General features: G+C 63.7%; 7 protein-coding genes. 3 read left to right on the forward strand and 4 right to left on the reverse strand.

The genetic code is table 11. From position 1 onward, the window contains the following. Window position 1 precedes the first annotated feature (1 nt). Window positions 2–1,012: a cation diffusion facilitator family transporter gene (locus EAH68_RS05585; protein WP_126120327.1), complete on the forward strand. Its 1,011-nt coding sequence runs from the start codon at window positions 2–4 to the stop codon at window positions 1,010–1,012. Window positions 1,013–1,034: 22 nt separating this feature from the next. Here the strand turns inward: EAH68_RS05585 and EAH68_RS05590 are convergent, their stop codons facing one another. Both EAH68_RS05590 and EAH68_RS05595 read right to left on the reverse strand, forming a co-directional pair. Further along, entirely contained in the window at window positions 1,035–2,069 is a 1,035-nt protein-coding gene (locus EAH68_RS05590) for an aspartate-semialdehyde dehydrogenase (RefSeq protein WP_126120328.1), read from the reverse strand. A gap of 31 nt (window positions 2,070–2,100) precedes the next feature. Then, window positions 2,101–3,366: an aspartate kinase gene (locus EAH68_RS05595; protein WP_126120329.1), complete on the reverse strand. Its 1,266-nt coding sequence runs from the start codon at window positions 3,364–3,366 to the stop codon at window positions 2,101–2,103. 151 nt (window positions 3,367–3,517) lie between these two features. Here EAH68_RS05595 and EAH68_RS05600 point away from each other — a divergent pair, with 151 nt between their 5' ends. Together EAH68_RS05600 and leuA are read left to right on the forward strand one after the other, a co-directional pair. Next, a complete protein-coding gene (locus tag EAH68_RS05600; RefSeq protein WP_126120330.1) occupies window positions 3,518–4,372 on the forward strand; it encodes a DMT family transporter in 855 nt (284 codons plus the stop codon). A gap of 1,524 nt (window positions 4,373–5,896) precedes the next feature. After that, window positions 5,897–7,744 (forward strand): 2-isopropylmalate synthase, encoded by a 1,848-nt coding sequence (leuA, locus tag EAH68_RS05610; protein ID WP_126120332.1) that lies wholly within the window; start codon window positions 5,897–5,899, stop codon window positions 7,742–7,744. A gap of 160 nt (window positions 7,745–7,904) precedes the next feature. Here leuA and EAH68_RS14715 read toward each other — a convergent pair whose 3' ends face one another. Continuing rightward, entirely contained in the window at window positions 7,905–8,060 is a 156-nt protein-coding gene (locus EAH68_RS14715) for a hypothetical protein (protein ID WP_164546408.1), read from the reverse strand. Between the two features lie 147 nt (window positions 8,061–8,207). Next, the gene (locus EAH68_RS05615; protein WP_126120333.1) at window positions 8,208–14,462 is read right to left on the reverse strand and encodes a DUF5979 domain-containing protein; all 6,255 of its coding nucleotides are present in this window, start codon (window positions 14,460–14,462) and stop codon (window positions 8,208–8,210) included. Between the last annotated feature and the right edge of the window lie 446 nt (window positions 14,463–14,908).

The following is a 14,908-nucleotide window of genomic DNA, read 5'->3' on the forward strand; positions in this document are numbered from 1 at the left end:
CATGAGCACCGCTCTACCCCGGAGCCGACCCGCCCTCCCGGAAACCCAGCAGCGCGCTGTCCGGAGGGGAACTGTGCTGGCCTGGTGGACGCTCGGTTACCTGGCCGTGGATACCGCCATCCTCTTCCTGATCAAGGGCAATTCCCAGGCCATGCAGGCAGCCTGGGTCCAGGACCTGATGGGCATGGTCCCACCCCTGGCTTTCCTGATAGGCATGCGGGTTGCCCGGCGCCGGGCAACCACCGACCACCCCTACGGCTTCGCCCAGTCGATGGACACCGCCCACCTCGCGGCCGGAGGCGCACTGCTGGGCTTCGGCAGTTTCCTCTTCTTCGAATCGTCCCTGACGCTGGTGCAGGGCACTCGGCCGGACATCGGCCTCTTCTCATTCTTCGGCCATGACATCTGGCATGGCTGGATCATGATTGCGTTCATGTTCATCACGCTCTTCCCCCCGCTCCTGCTGGGGCGGCTGAAGATGGCACCTGCGAAGATCCTGCACAACAAGGCGCTCTACGCCGATGCACAGATGAACAAGGCCGACTGGATGGCGGGGCTGGCCACCATCGTCGGGATCACCGGAATCGGCCTGGGATTCTGGTGGGCCGATGCGCTGGCGGCAATCGTCATCTCCCTCGACATCCTCCAGGACGGGTACCGGAATCTACGGAGTTCGCTGACCTCGATGGTCGATGCAGTCCCGAAGAGCCTCGGCACTTCCGAGCCCCACCCCGTGCCGGGACTGGTCAATGCCCGCTTGGCGGCACTGCCCTGGGTCCGGGAGGTGGGCAACCGGACCCGGGAACAGGGCCAGTACTTCCATGTCGACGCTTTCGTCGTCCCCCACCACACCGCGGAGACGACCGCCGACGATCTCCTCATGGCACGCGAGCTGTGCCGGGATCTTCATTGGAAAATCAGCGACGTCTCCATCATCCCCGTCCGGGAACTCCCACCCCTGCTGAGGGTCGACACCGCCGAACCCGAGGACACCGCGCCCCCGGAGCTCTGAGGGTCGACCTGCCCTCAACCAGCTACTTGACCAGCAGCTCAGCGATCTGCACGGTGTTCAGCGCAGCACCCTTGCGCAGGTTGTCGCCGGAGACGACGAGCACGAGGCCCTTGTTGTCGTCGACGGACTGGTCCTGGCGGATCCGGCCGACCAGGGAAACATCCTTGCCCGCCGCATCGAGTGGGGTGGGCACATCGACGACCTCGACGCCGGGGGCGTCGGTGAGCAGAGTCTTGGCTTCGTCCACGGTGATGGGACGCTCGAACTCGGCGTGGATGGTCAGGGTGTGGCCGGTGAAGACCGGCACACGGACACAGGTGCCTGCGACGCGCAGAGCCGGGATACCCAGGATCTTGCGGGACTCGTTGCGCAGCTTCTGCTCCTCGTCGGTCTCGAACGAACCGTCGTCGACCAGGTTGCCGGCCAGCGGCAGCGCATTGTAGGCGATGGGGGCGATGTAGGGACCCAGGTCTGCCGGGGCCTCGACGGAACCGTCATGGACCAGTTCGACGTTGCGGTCGCCGAGCTCGGCCGTCTGCTTCGCCAGGGTCTCCACGCCGGCCAGACCGGAACCAGAGACCGCCTGGTAGGAGGAGACGTGGAGACGGGTCAGGCCGGCGGCGTCATGAAGCGGCTTGAGCACCGGCATCGCGGCCATCGTGGTGCAGTTCGGGTTGGCGACGATGCCCTTGGCCGGTGCCTTCGCCTCCGCACCGTTGACCTCGGAGACGACCAGCGGGACATCCTCGTCCTTGCGCCAGGCCGAGGAGTTGTCGATGACGGTCGCGCCGGCGGCGGCGAAGACCGGGGCCCACTCACGGGAGGTGGAACCACCGGCGGAGAACAGGGCGATGTCGACGTCCGCGATGGACTCCGGGGTGATCTGGGTGAGGTCCTCGACGGTGATGTCCTCGCCGCGGAACTCCAGGGTGGTCCCGGCGGAACGCGGGGAGGCGAAGAAACGGACCTTGTCGGCGGGGAAGTTGCGCTCCGTCAGGATCGCACGCATCACGCGGCCGACCTGGCCGGTGGCGCCGACGACAGCAAGAGTGGTCATGGTGTTGAAATCTCCTTCAGAAGTATGGGGGCTAAAGACCGGTGCCGGCGTAGACGGTCGCCTCGGCGTCGCCACCGAGCTCGAACTTCTCGTGCAGGGCACGCGCAGCGGCGTCGAGACCGGTCTCGCGGATGAGCACGGAGATGCGGATCTCCGAGGTGGAGATCAGTTCGATGTTGACGTCTGCGTCGCGCAGCGCCTCAGTGAAATCGGCGGTGACGCCCGGGTGGGACTTCATGCCCGCACCGACCAGGGAGACCTTGCCCACCTGGTCGTCGTAGAGCACATTGGACCAGCCGTACTTGGCCTGCATCTTCTTGAGCAGCTCCATGGCGCGCGGGCCGTCGGCGCGCGGGCAGGTGAAGGTGATGTCGGTGGTGCCGTCCTCCACGGAGGAGACGTTCTGCAGCACCATGTCGATGTTGATCTCCGCATCAGCGACCGCACGGAAGACCGTGGCGGCCTCGCCCGGCTTATCGGGGATGCCGAGGATGGTGACCTTCGCCTCGGACTTGTCGGTAGCTACGCCAGTGAGAACTGCTTCTTCCACGGGGATATCCTCCATCGAACCGGCGACCAGGGTGCCGGGGTCATTGCTGTAAGACGAGCGAACTCGCAGGGGAACATTGAAGGCACGCGCGTACTCCACGGCACGCAGCACCAGGATCTTCGAACCGACCGCCGCCAGCTCGAGCATCTCCTCGAAGGAGAGCTTCTCCAGCTTCTGCGCGTTGGGCACGATGCGCGGATCGGCGGTGTAGATGCCGTCGACGTCCGAGTAGATCTCGCACACATCGGCCTCCAGGGCCGCTGCCAGCGCCACGGCGGTGGTGTCCGAACCGCCGCGGCCCAGAGTGGTCACATCCCGGGTCTCCTTGTTCACGCCCTGGAAGCCGGCGACGATGCAGATCCTGCCCTCGTCGAGAGCTTCCCGCACCCGGCCCGGGGTGACGTCCACGATGCGGGCGTTGCCGTGGCGTTCAGTGGTGAGCACACCGGCCTGGGAACCGGTGAAGGACTGCGCCTCCGCCCCCAGCGACTCAATCGCCATGGCGACCAGTGCGTTGGAGATCCGCTCACCGGCGGTCAGCAGCATGTCCATCTCACGCGCCGGCGGCACCGGGTTGACGGCTGCGGCGAGCTCCAGCAGCTCATCGGTGGTGTCACCCATCGCCGAGCAGACGACGACGACATCATTGCCGGCTTTTTTGGTCGCGACAATTCTCTCCGCCACGGCGCGGATGCGCTCCGCACTCTCCAGGGAGGAGCCGCCATATTTCTGAACGATCAGAGCCACCGGCAGGTTGCCTTTCGTCTCGGGTGCACAAAGTTCTGCCTCATCGTACCTGTTCACCCCTTTCCTGCAGTAGTTGAACCGCCGATGGTCACGGGCCACACGCGGGTGCCCGACCCTGCGGAAAGGCCCAGGTTCACTAAGGTTGTCTCTCGTGCACAGCAACCTGCTGGCCGTGCTCTTCGCGCTGGCCTCCGCCCTCACCATCGCGTGGGGCACCGTGGTGCGCCACCGCATCGCGGAGGAGGCCCCCGCCGACGGCTCCCTCAAAGGTTCCCCCTTCTGGAACGCCGTGACCCGGCCCCTGTGGTGGGCCGGTACCGGCACCGCACTGCTGGGCTACGGACTGCAGGTGGTCGCCCTGGGTTTCGGCACCCTGCTGGTGGTCCAGCCCATCCTGGTGCTCTCCCTCATGTTCACTCTGCCGCTGTCCGCGCGTTACGACGGCCGCCGCATCTCCCCCGCAGAGATGTTCTGGGCGGGCCTGCTCACCGTCGCCGTCGCCGTCCTCGTGCTCCTCGGCCGCCCCCTGCCGGGCGATCCGCAACCACCCCTCGAACGATGGATCCCTGCCCTGGCCGTCGGACTGGTCATCCTCCTGGCGCTGGAGAGACTCGCCCAGCGTCAGATCCGCCGGGAGAAGGCCCTGCTCCTGGGCGTGGTCACCGGTGCGCTCTTCGGTTACGTCGCGGTGCTGAGCAAGGCCTTCGTGGACATCTTCATCCACGGCGGGGTGTGGGCGGTCGTGACCAACTGGGAGACCTACGGGCTGATCCTCGGCGCCACTCTGGGCACGATCGTCCAGCAGTACTCCTTCAACGCCGGCGCACTGAAGAACTCCCTCCCCGCCATGACCATCACCGAGCCCATCGTCGCCTTCAGCCTGGGCTACCTCGTCCTGGGTGAGAAGTTCCAGGTGGCCAGTCTCACCGGGTGGTCGTTCATGGGGTTGGCGCTGCTGGCCATGATCATCTCCACGGTGGTGCTCTCACGCAAGGGCGTGGGCTGAGGGTTCCTGGCTAAGTGGTAAGCACCCCCTCCCACTCAGCGTGGTCACCTCGAAGTGGAAACCAGAGTGCCACCCGGTTGCCCGGATCTCGAAGCATCCCCCGGTACCCCGCTGTACCAGCTCCCCCAAGTCGTCCAATGCCCTGCGCCGGAACAGCTCCTGCCTGCCCGAAGAAAAATTCAACCGATAACAGTTTGACCACATGGGCAGTTGAGCAGAGAGAAATGCTGGACAGGATAATGAAAAATCCCTAGCATTGGAAGTGTCCTAAATCACACCAGATCCGCTTCAGAGAGGAGACGGAAGTCATGTCGCACTATCACCGCCCCAGCCACCATGGATCGAGTTACGGGTTCTTCGCCCCGCTTTCCTTTGCTTTCGGCTGGTTTTCCTGGCCAGTTCGCATGTTCAGCTCCTACTGCTGACAAGCCCCCTGCCCACCCCAACCACCAGCAGTGCCGTCCGAGACAGCTCTTAGCTGCCAAATACGGACCGTGAACTAACAGACGGATGACGGCGATCGGAACCTCTGCGAGTATAATGCAGAAACTCAGATCGCCGATCCTGCTCTTGACTCACCCATCAGCTGCTTCATCCCCATGGAGATGCTCTCCATGGACAGATGCGCTACAGCGGACCGTCACGTTTTTGCTGCCCCGTTAAACTGGCTAAACTCCCTCCGAGCCTGGATTCACCGATGCAGTTCGGGTTCCAGCGGCGCAGGAATGAAAGAAATACCCTTCCGAGCCGGGACAATACGACTTATCGAAGGTCTGCATCACCCATCCAGGGGGGCATCTCTCAGGTGCAACTATCTCATGCCCTTGCTGCGGGGTCAGCATCATTCGACGACCCGAACCTCGTGTCAACCGCCGGACTGGTCCCGGTCATTTATCCGGCCGACGAAGCCGGGCTGTCAGCCAGACGAATGACGGGCCACGCCAACCTGCCCACCCTGGCACAATACCGGATGATTTACTCACTGATGACTGCGCCTACCGCAGCCAGGGAGCTGTAGCCCTCCCGGTGCTGCTGGATGTGAATTATCCGTATGCCCGGCCCCTGAACTTGGCATCGTAGAGTTTCTCCATGTTGGCGATCCATCCTCCCTGGAAGGCGGTAGGAGACCCCTGACGGTCCACCCACCTGACTGAGCCGAGACCATCGACGAACCCCGGTCGTTGGATCGGGGCAGGGATACCATGGGCCACCGAGCCCAGTGAACCGATGCTCGTCCCCTACTCTCCATTACTCAGCATCTTCCCCGTAACTTTCACAGAACTGTATTGCCACAGAAGCTTTCCGGTGTAGACTTCACAACATGTACTTCCGCGCGAACCTTCTCCTTCTTCGCCGCGGCGGGTCCCAGGTCTGATAAGAAACGACCGGCAACCCGTCGCGGGGTTTGGTGTTGCCGGTCGTGACTCCCACTGAATGATTCAGCGGGGAGACCCACCCGGCTACTACAGTGAAGGCCAATGTCGGCCCCTGGTAGCCACACGAAGACCCGAAAAGGAAACCGCCATGTCCCCGAACGACTCCTTCATCTCCGCCCCCTCTGAAATCCGCACCCCTGACGGGCCGCGCCGTGAGGACCAGCCTGCCTGGAACAAGCAGCGCAACTCCGCCATGCCGGTACACCGCTACCGCGCCTTCGCCGAGGCTGTTGAAGACATCGCCCTGCCGGACCGCACCTGGCCGGACAAGAAGATCACTGTCGCCCCGCAGTGGTGCGCTGTCGACCTGCGTGACGGCAACCAGGCCCTCATCGACCCGATGAGTCCGGAGCGTAAGCGCCGCATGTTCAACCTGCTGGTGAAGATGGGCTACAAGGAGATCGAGGTCGGTTTCCCCTCCGCCTCGCAGACGGACTTCGATTTCGTCCGCGAGATCATCGAGCAGAACATGATCCCGGAGGATGTGACCATCCAGGTGCTGGTGCAGGCGCGTGAGCACCTGATCCGCCGTACCTTCGAGGCCTGTGAGGGCGCGAAGAACGTCATCGTGCACTTCTACAACTCCACCTCCGAGCTGCAGCGCCGCGTGGTATTCCGCAAGGACAAGCCGGCCATCAAGCAGCTGGCCGTGGACGCCGCGGAGCTGATCAGGTCCATCGCCGTGGATTACCCGGCCACCAATTGGCGCTGGCAGTACTCCCCGGAGTCCTTCACCGGCACCGAGCTGGACTTCGCGCTGGAGGTCTGTGACGCGGTCACAGAGGTCATGGCGCCGACGCCGGAGAACCCGATGATCATCAACCTGCCCTCCACCGTGGAGATGATCACCCCGAACGTCTACGCCGACTCCATCGAGTGGATGCACCGTCACCTGGCCCGACGCGACTCGATCATCCTGTCGCTGCACCCCCACAACGACCGGGGCGAGGGCGTGGCCGCCGCCGAGCTGGGTTATCTGGCCGGCGCCGACCGCATAGAGGGCTGCCTGTTCGGTAACGGTGAGCGCACCGGCAACGTCGACCTGATCACCCTGGGCCTGAACATGCTGACCCAGGGTGTGGATCCGCAGATCGACTTCTCCGACATCAACCAGATCCGCGCCACCGTCGAGTACTGCAATCAGCTGCGTGTCCCGGAGCGTCACCCCTACGGCGGCGAGCTGGTCTTCACCGCTTTCTCCGGTTCTCACCAGGACGCCGTGAACAAGGGCCTGGACGCCATGGCCGCCAAGGTCCAGCCGGGCGCTGCGAACACCGATGTCACCTGGGATGAGCTGCAGGAGACCATCTGGGAGGTCCCCTACCTGCCCATCGACCCCAAGGACGTGGGCCGCGACTACGAGGCCGTCATCCGCGTGAACTCCCAGTCCGGCAAGGGTGGTGTCGCCTACATCATGAAGACGGACCACGGCATCAACCTGCCGCGCCAGATGCAGGTGGAGTTCTCCAACGTCGTCCAGGCGGTCACCGATTCCGAGGGCGGTGAGGTCAACTCGAAGAACATGTGGGACATCTTCGCCACCGAATACCTGGATGTCCGTGAGCCCGTGGAGCAGGTCGCCATCCATGTGGACAACGCCGAGACCGACGAAGATCAGGCCACCGTCACCGCCACCGTCATCCACCAGGGCAAGGAGGTCGAGATCTCCGGTTCCGGTAACGGTCCGGTTGCCGCCTACGCCAACGCCCTGGAGAAGCTGGGCATCGACGCCGAGGTCCAGTCCTACTCCCAGCAGTCCCGCTCCGCCGGCGATGACGCCGAGGCCGCCTGCTACATCTACGCCACGGTCAACGGTTCCGCCGCCTGGGGTGTGGGCATCGCAGGCTCCATCACCCGCGCCTCCATCAAGGCCCTGACCTCAGCGGTCAACCGCGCACTGACCAGCCAGGTCTCCGTGCTGGCCGGCGGCGTCTAAACGCTCTCCCCAGCTTCTGACAGGCCCTCCGGTGCACCCGGGGGGGCCTGTTCGCTTCTCGACGCCCCGTGGGCCGCGGGATGGTACCCCGCGGCGTCGAAAAGCACTGTGGCCCTGAACCACCCGGAGGAGGTTCAGGGCCACAGCCTGTCAGTCAGCGTTAGAGCTGGACGGAGGGCAGCGCGCCGAGATCGAGGCCTGCGCCGGAGAACAGGTCGTAGAGGGCGATGGAGAGGGTGCCCAGCAGGTCAACCACGGCGGAGCCGGTGGCGTTGACATCTTCGATGACGAGCGGGATCGGGATAACGGAAAGCATGTGGAGATTCCTGCGTGGATTCGAAAATGGATATGAGAGGTGAGGGACGACAGGGTGGGTGAGGCTCAGGAAAGAACCTCACCCACCCTGTCCGGGACTCAGCGGCGTGCTACGCCGAACCCCGGCCTGTCGCGGTGATTATCCGCTCTAGGACTCGTTCCGGCGGCCACGCAGTGCAAGCCACGCACCACCGATGATCAGGGCAGCTGCACCGCCGGCGAGCCAGAGCACGTTGGCTCCTGTGCTGGCCAGACCACGCTTGCCCGGGGTGGCCTGGGCGTGCTGGGCCTGCTTCTCCTGGTTCACCGGCTTGCCCGGCTCACCCGGTGCGGTCGGCCGTGCCGGCTGCGTGGGCTCCGTCGGCTTGACCGGCTCACCCGGTGCCGCCGGAGCGGTCGGGTTCGTCGGGACCGGCACCACGGAGGAGCCACCACCGATAGGCAGGATCGGGATGGGCAGCGGGAGGAGGATCAGACCGTCGGAGCTGGTCTTGTTCTCTAGGCGGAGAGTGACCTTCTTGTCCTTCTTGCCGCCGGTGAAGACGACGGTGGCGGAGGTCTGGTGCTTCTTGTCCTTCTTGTCGCCCTTGACCTTGGTCACCTTGGCGCCGCGGTCGGCGCTCCAGATGACCTCACCCCACTTGACGTTCGGGACGTCGGTGTAGGCACCGGTCTCAGTGAAGGTGATCTCGGTGTCGGTCGGGAAGTGGACCTTGCCGTCGATGACGGTGGCGTCGCACTTCGAGGTCGGGACGGCGCTGCCGCGCGGCGTGACGTTCAGGACACAGGTGCGGTTCTGACCGTCGGCATCAACCCACTTGGCGGTCACCTGGAAGGTGGACGAGGCGTCATTCTCGACCTCGTTACCCTTCGGACCGGTGACGATCTTGTCGATGTCCACCTCGGTGGTCGGGATCAGGCGGTTGTGGATCTCGACCGTGTCAGTCTTGTCCTCACCTGTGATGGTGATCTCGTTGCCGTAGATGAATTCGCCCTCGCCATCGGTGCCCGCGACGTAGTAGGGCTTCGCCCAGTCATAACCGGCGCCGTTGCGCAGGTTGACCTCCTCGAAGGTCACCTTCGTGCCCTTCGGCAGGACCTTGCCTGAGGACCAGGTCCAGTCGTTGGCCTTGTTGAGCTTGAAGCTCTGGCCGACCTTCGGGAAGTTGACGTCGTCCCGCAGCGCCGGGTCGATGCCGGTGATCCGGACCTCGAACTCGGAGTCCTCGTCGATGGAGGAGTCCTTCACGTCGTAGATCTTGTCACCCTCGACGATCTTCTTGGTGATCTCGAGCTCGCCGGTCTTCCAGGTGGCGTCGTTGGTCAGCTTGATGATGCGTCCTTCGACCGGATCGTCGGAGACGATGCCGGTGGCGACACCCTCAGCATCCTGACGGAGCCAGGACCCCTCGGGCTGGTGGATATCCCACTGCGGGGTGACCCACTCGATGCCCGCGATCTCCGGCAGGTCGATCTCCGTGAAACGGACCTCGGTGCCGACCGAAAGGTCGATGCCCAGCGGAACAGCGACGCCGTCGTTCTTGAGCGTCAGCTCAGTGGAGTCGAAGCTGGTGGCGGTGCCGCCCGGCTCCTTCCACTCGGCCTTGACGGTGAACTCCACGTCGGGCCCAATGCCCTCGGCGGCGTCACCGGTCACAGCCTTGAGAACCTGAAGCGTGCCGTCGTTCTTGTCCACGTAGTTCTTCAGCTTCACCGTGACAGGATCAAGGCCGATGGTGACCTCGTTGCCAGGAACGAAGGTGGCGGAGGACCACGCGAGACCCTCACCGTTCGGCGGCAGCACCTCGGTCAGGGTGACCTCGGTGCCCGCCGGGAGCGGCTGCCCGTAGTCCGTGGCGAAGTCAACTTCGCCACCGACCGGGACGGTCATGGTGTGGGACTTCTCCTCGGTGCCCTCAGTCCACGTCGCGATGACCTCGAAGGAATCCGGAACCGCGTCGTTGTACTGCTCAGGGCCTTCCACCAGTTTCTTCACGGAGAAGGTGCCGACAGTCTGGTCGGCGACGTTGGTCACCGTGACATCCGCGCGGAGATCGGTTCCGACGGTGAGCGTCCCAGGGGAGAAGGTCGGCTCACCCCAGGTGATCTCGTTGGTGTTGGGCGGCCGGATCTCGCTGAAGGTGATCTTGGTTCCCACCGGGAAGTTTCCGATCAGCTTCGGCTCGCCGGCCGTGATGGCGTAGGTCTTGACCTCGTTGTTGGAGAAGGTCGCCTGAATCTTGTAGACCAGGTCATCAGCCACCTTGCCGGCGGCAGGCCCCTCGACCTGCTTGGTGATGTACACCGGACGATCGGCGAACTTGGCCACGTTCGTGACGGAGATCAGGCGGCCCTCGGCCGGGTCATCGGAGATGATGCCCTCAGCGACACCGTTGTTGCTGGTGAGCCACTGCTCTCCCGTCGGGTTGGTGCCCCAGACCGGGGTGCCCCAGACGATGCCCGCGATCTCCGGGAACTTGATCTCGGAGAAGCGGACCTCGGTGCCGACCGGGAGGTTCTCGCCGAGTTCAACGGTGCCCTCGCCGGTGACCGTCAGCTCCTTGGGGGTGTACTTCGTCTCACCCGGTTTCTTCCACTCAGCCTGGACAGTGAACACGGCGTCATTCGGGACATCGTCCGCTGCCTCGCCGGCCAGGCCCTTGCTCAGCTGGAAGGTACCGGTGCGCACAGCCGTGTTGGTGACGGTCAGATCGACGTTACCGCGACCGATGGTCACAACGGCGGAACCGTCACTGTTGACAGTGATCCCCTCACCGGAGAAGACCGGGGTGCCCCAGTCAATGTTGTTGACCTGCGGCAGGACCTCGGTCAGGGTGACCTCCGTGCCGGTCGGCAGATTCTGGCCGAAAGGCTCAGGAGTTCCATCTGCACGGACGGTGAGGTCCTTGGTCTCTCCGGGGCCCTCACCCCAGGTGGCGGTGACGGTGTAGTCCTGCGGCAGAGCCGCGTTACTGTCCTCGGTACCCTTGAGAGCCTTCTTCAGGCTGAAGGTGCCTGCGGAGGCATTGGCCTTGTTTGTCAGGGTGACCTGGGTGTTTTCTCCCACGGTAATCGGGTTCTGGCTGAAGACAGGCTCGCCCCAGGTCACCACATCGGTGTCGGTCAGCTGCGCCTCCTCGAACTCGATCGTCGTGCCGATCGGAAGATCGCGGAAAGTGTGCGCCGCGCCGACACGCAGCGGCACCTGCACGTTGTTGCTGGTGTTGTCCGGGTGCCGGATGAATGCGTTCACCGTGAAGGTCTGACCCTGGACGGACTCTGCGGCCTCCCCCTCGACCAGCTTGGTGAGGGTTGCCTTGCCCAGCGATGCGGTGTTCTGCAGCTGGACCTTCGTGTTGGTCCGGGGGGCGATCGTGACGACTGCCTGGGTGCCGTCATCGCTGACGGTCACGTTCGTGTCCTCGATGAACTGTCCGGGACCGAAGAGGAAACCGGAGTTCTCGGGGAAGCCGACTTCCGTGAGTCGGATCTGCCAGTTCTGGCCACGGATGAACTGGCCGGAGACCGGCTTGCCGTCGGCGCGGACCACCACCTCGTAGTCCCGGTAGGGCCTGACAGCGGGATCATTCAGGTCAGCGGGAACCTGCACGCCGGACGCGTTGTCGACCGGTGCGAACTCCTCGACCAGAACACGGAACTGAAGGTCCGGCGAGAAGGGCTTGGAACCGGCGGTCGCGGATTTCATCAGGCTGAAGGATCCGCGGGCGACGCTGCCGCCCTCAGCACCGCCATCCCAGCTCTGGGAGATGGTCCGGGTCGGGATCTGGACGGTCGCCTCAGCACTGTTGGAGTACTTGGTTCCGGCTGCATCGAGTCCACCGCTGGAGGTGCACAGGGTGTAGTTGATGTAGTAGCTGTAGTTACGGTCGAAGTGCTTCTCGCCGAACGCCTCAGCGTCGAGGGTGAATTTCAGCTCGTTGCCGTTGAGTTCCACGTCGGTGGCGTCGGTCAGGTTCTCCGTCGCGAGGCCGCCGTTGTTGACGAAGTCGCGTGCCTCAAGCTTGAAGTTGAGACGTTCCTTCAGGGATTTGCCCGGGACCTCGCAGACGGCGAGTGTGTCAGAGAACTCGTCGGTGACGACCAGTTCTGTCCGTTCCTCGAACTTCTGGCCGTCAACGCGGATGGTCCAGTTGGTGGTGGTGCCGGCGGGCTGGGACTCGCCGCCCACCTCCTGGGCCCGGGTGACGAGCGAACCGTTCTTGATCTCCTCGAACTTCTGGCCCTTGGTCTCGGCCCGGAGCTCGACATCGTTGAAGATGGCCGTGTTGGTGAAGGCGTCACCGTCGGTCGGGATTTCTCCGGTGGTCAGGCAAGTATGGTACCGGAAAATGTAGTAGGCGTTCGGGTCGAACTCGAAGTCTGCCTGCGGCTTCAGGGTTGCGTTGAAGCCCGTTGCACCGGCAGCGGCAACGCCCTTGGTCCCCTCGAACTGGTTCGAGATATTGATGCTCGGACGCGTGAACTGCCCGTTCTCCGGGTTCCAGGTGGGCAGGTGGTCCTGCTTGAACACCTGGATGTTCAGGCCACCTCCACAGACCTGCTGGTCAGGCCCGAAAGTGTCGGTGATGACAATCTCTTCGGTGTCGACGAGGTTCGCGCCGTTCTGGGTGATGTCCCAGCGTGCCTTCTGGAAGCGGTCAGCCCCGCCGAGCAGGGAGCCGCGCTTGTTGAGCGTGGTGGGCTCCCAGCCCCTGTACTCGCCGATGCCCGATCCGACGGGGCGGTCGCCGATGAGGATGGTGTTGGAATAGGTGTCGTCGTCGGCGTCGACCGACTGGAGCAGGCCACCGTCGGTGGTGCAGGTGATGTACTCCAGGCGGTAGATGAAGTCGGTGCGGATCGGCTCATTCGTCTCGACCGTCACCGTCAGGTTCTGGGGGTCGGTCGGGTCAGCGACAACGGAGAGGGTTCCGGCACTGCTCAGGTTGTCCGGGCGACCGGCGAGCAGCCTGAACTGGCTGTCGCGGGCCGGCTCGCAGAGCTGCAGCGCGTCGGAGAGGGTGTCCTCCAGCACGACCTTTTTGTCGGTGTCGTCTGCCAGCGGGGCCAGAAGCGGGCCAGCGATGTCCACGGTCCATCTGATGGACTTCCGGTCATCAAGAACCTGCCCGGACTTCTTGGTCTCCAGCGGGCCTGAACCGTCACCGATACCGCCCCCGGGGCCGGGCAGCGGAACCTCGACCTCTCCACCGGGAATGGTGAAGGTCAGCTGCTCCAGGTTGGTGTACTGATCCGCCTCGGCCTGGATCCACCAGGTACCTTCGACCTCTTGCTTGCCTGCGACCTCATCGTTCACTGTGCAGGTGAGGGTGTTGCCAGGGTTGACAACGCACTCGCCGATGTTCGTGCCATCGTCGATGTCCGGGATGCCATCAGCAAACATATCGAACGAGAAACCGGCTGGGATCGTCAGCTCCGCGGGGAAGCCGATGGTGAAGGTCTCACCACCGGTCAGATCCATGCCCGTGGCGTCCCACGTACCTTCGACCCGGATCTTGTCGCCGATGACCAGCTGGGTGTCGGGATCAACGACAGGGTCACGCTCGAGCTTGGTGACGGTGGCGGGGATCTGGTCACCGGCAGCGAGGGGAGTCATCCTGCGCTCAGCAGCGCCGTTGCGGATACCACCCTCGCCCGGGAGCTGAACCTCGACGTCGCGGTAGGCGTTCTCCGAGGTACGGAAATTCAGGAACTCCTCGTCAGTCGCAGCGACCGTAGTCGCCTTGACCTGCCAGTCACCGGCGGTACCGGCCTCCGTCGTGTCAACCTCGAAACCGATGACGGAGTTGTCATCCGCATCCCGCAGCAGGGAGGCACCGGCGACCGGCTCCTCAATCTTCAGCTCATCCAGGATGGTGGTCGGGAAGGTAACCCAGAAAATGGTTCCGAGGGAATCATCAGCCAGCATGGCATCCCAGGTGCCTTCCACCAGGACGTCATCGCCGACCGAGACTCCCTCGTCTTCGGTGCCGATACCGTTGATCGAGTCGATCTCGACATCGATCAAGGTGTTCACGGTGCCCTCAGGGGCCACCTGGGTGGTGGTGGGGTCGCCTCGTGCGTCGGGCTGATCCAGACCCTCCAGGCCCTCGAGAATGGTCTCCGCCAGGGACGGCTCATTCTCGTCAGTCAGTGAGGCACCGGGAGACGTGGTCTCCTCCTGAACCGGGATATCCACGGTGGGGAGAGCATCGATCTCGGGGGAGACCGTCGTGTCCGCGAGCTCCGTCACGGTGTTCTCAGAATTCTCTTCTGCACGCGCCTGGGAAGGAACAAGCGTCAGGGTGCTGAGCACCAGCGCGACAGCGCCCATGAAAGCAACCAGCTTGAGCCAGGAGGCAACCCCCTCTCCGCCACTTCGCATGAACAGACTCTTATCCATTTCTTTCCTTTCCCAGCCACGTCCGTCGAGTTCTTCTCACACAAGAACCAGAACCCCGCCAGAGTGATGCAGCACACTATTTCCAACGACACGGGCAAAGCCCGTGGTCCGAGACGGAATCGTAACCGGATCGTTCACTTTTGGTTGCGGCAGGAAATGAAGATATTCACCGACGGACACGAGGAGGGCAGTGACTGCAGATCCTCAAACGTTTGCACGGGGTTCGTGAACTGCGCAGATCCGCTCGAATCCTCCATTTATCCGGAAAGTTCCCCTATAAAAAGCTGTGAAAGCACTACCCTTTACCCCTCCCCCATATGGGGGTACTGAACCAGTCGAATACCCGAAATAACATGACGACCTGCGCATATGAAAGAAAAACCTCGCGCGACAGTCTCGAAATTGCAGAAATCTCCCCGGACATTTCCCACAACAAGCTGAGAGAA

It is taken from the genome of Corynebacterium hylobatis (assembly GCF_003955685.1).
GTDB classification, from domain to species: domain Bacteria; phylum Actinomycetota; class Actinomycetes; order Mycobacteriales; family Mycobacteriaceae; genus Corynebacterium; species Corynebacterium hylobatis.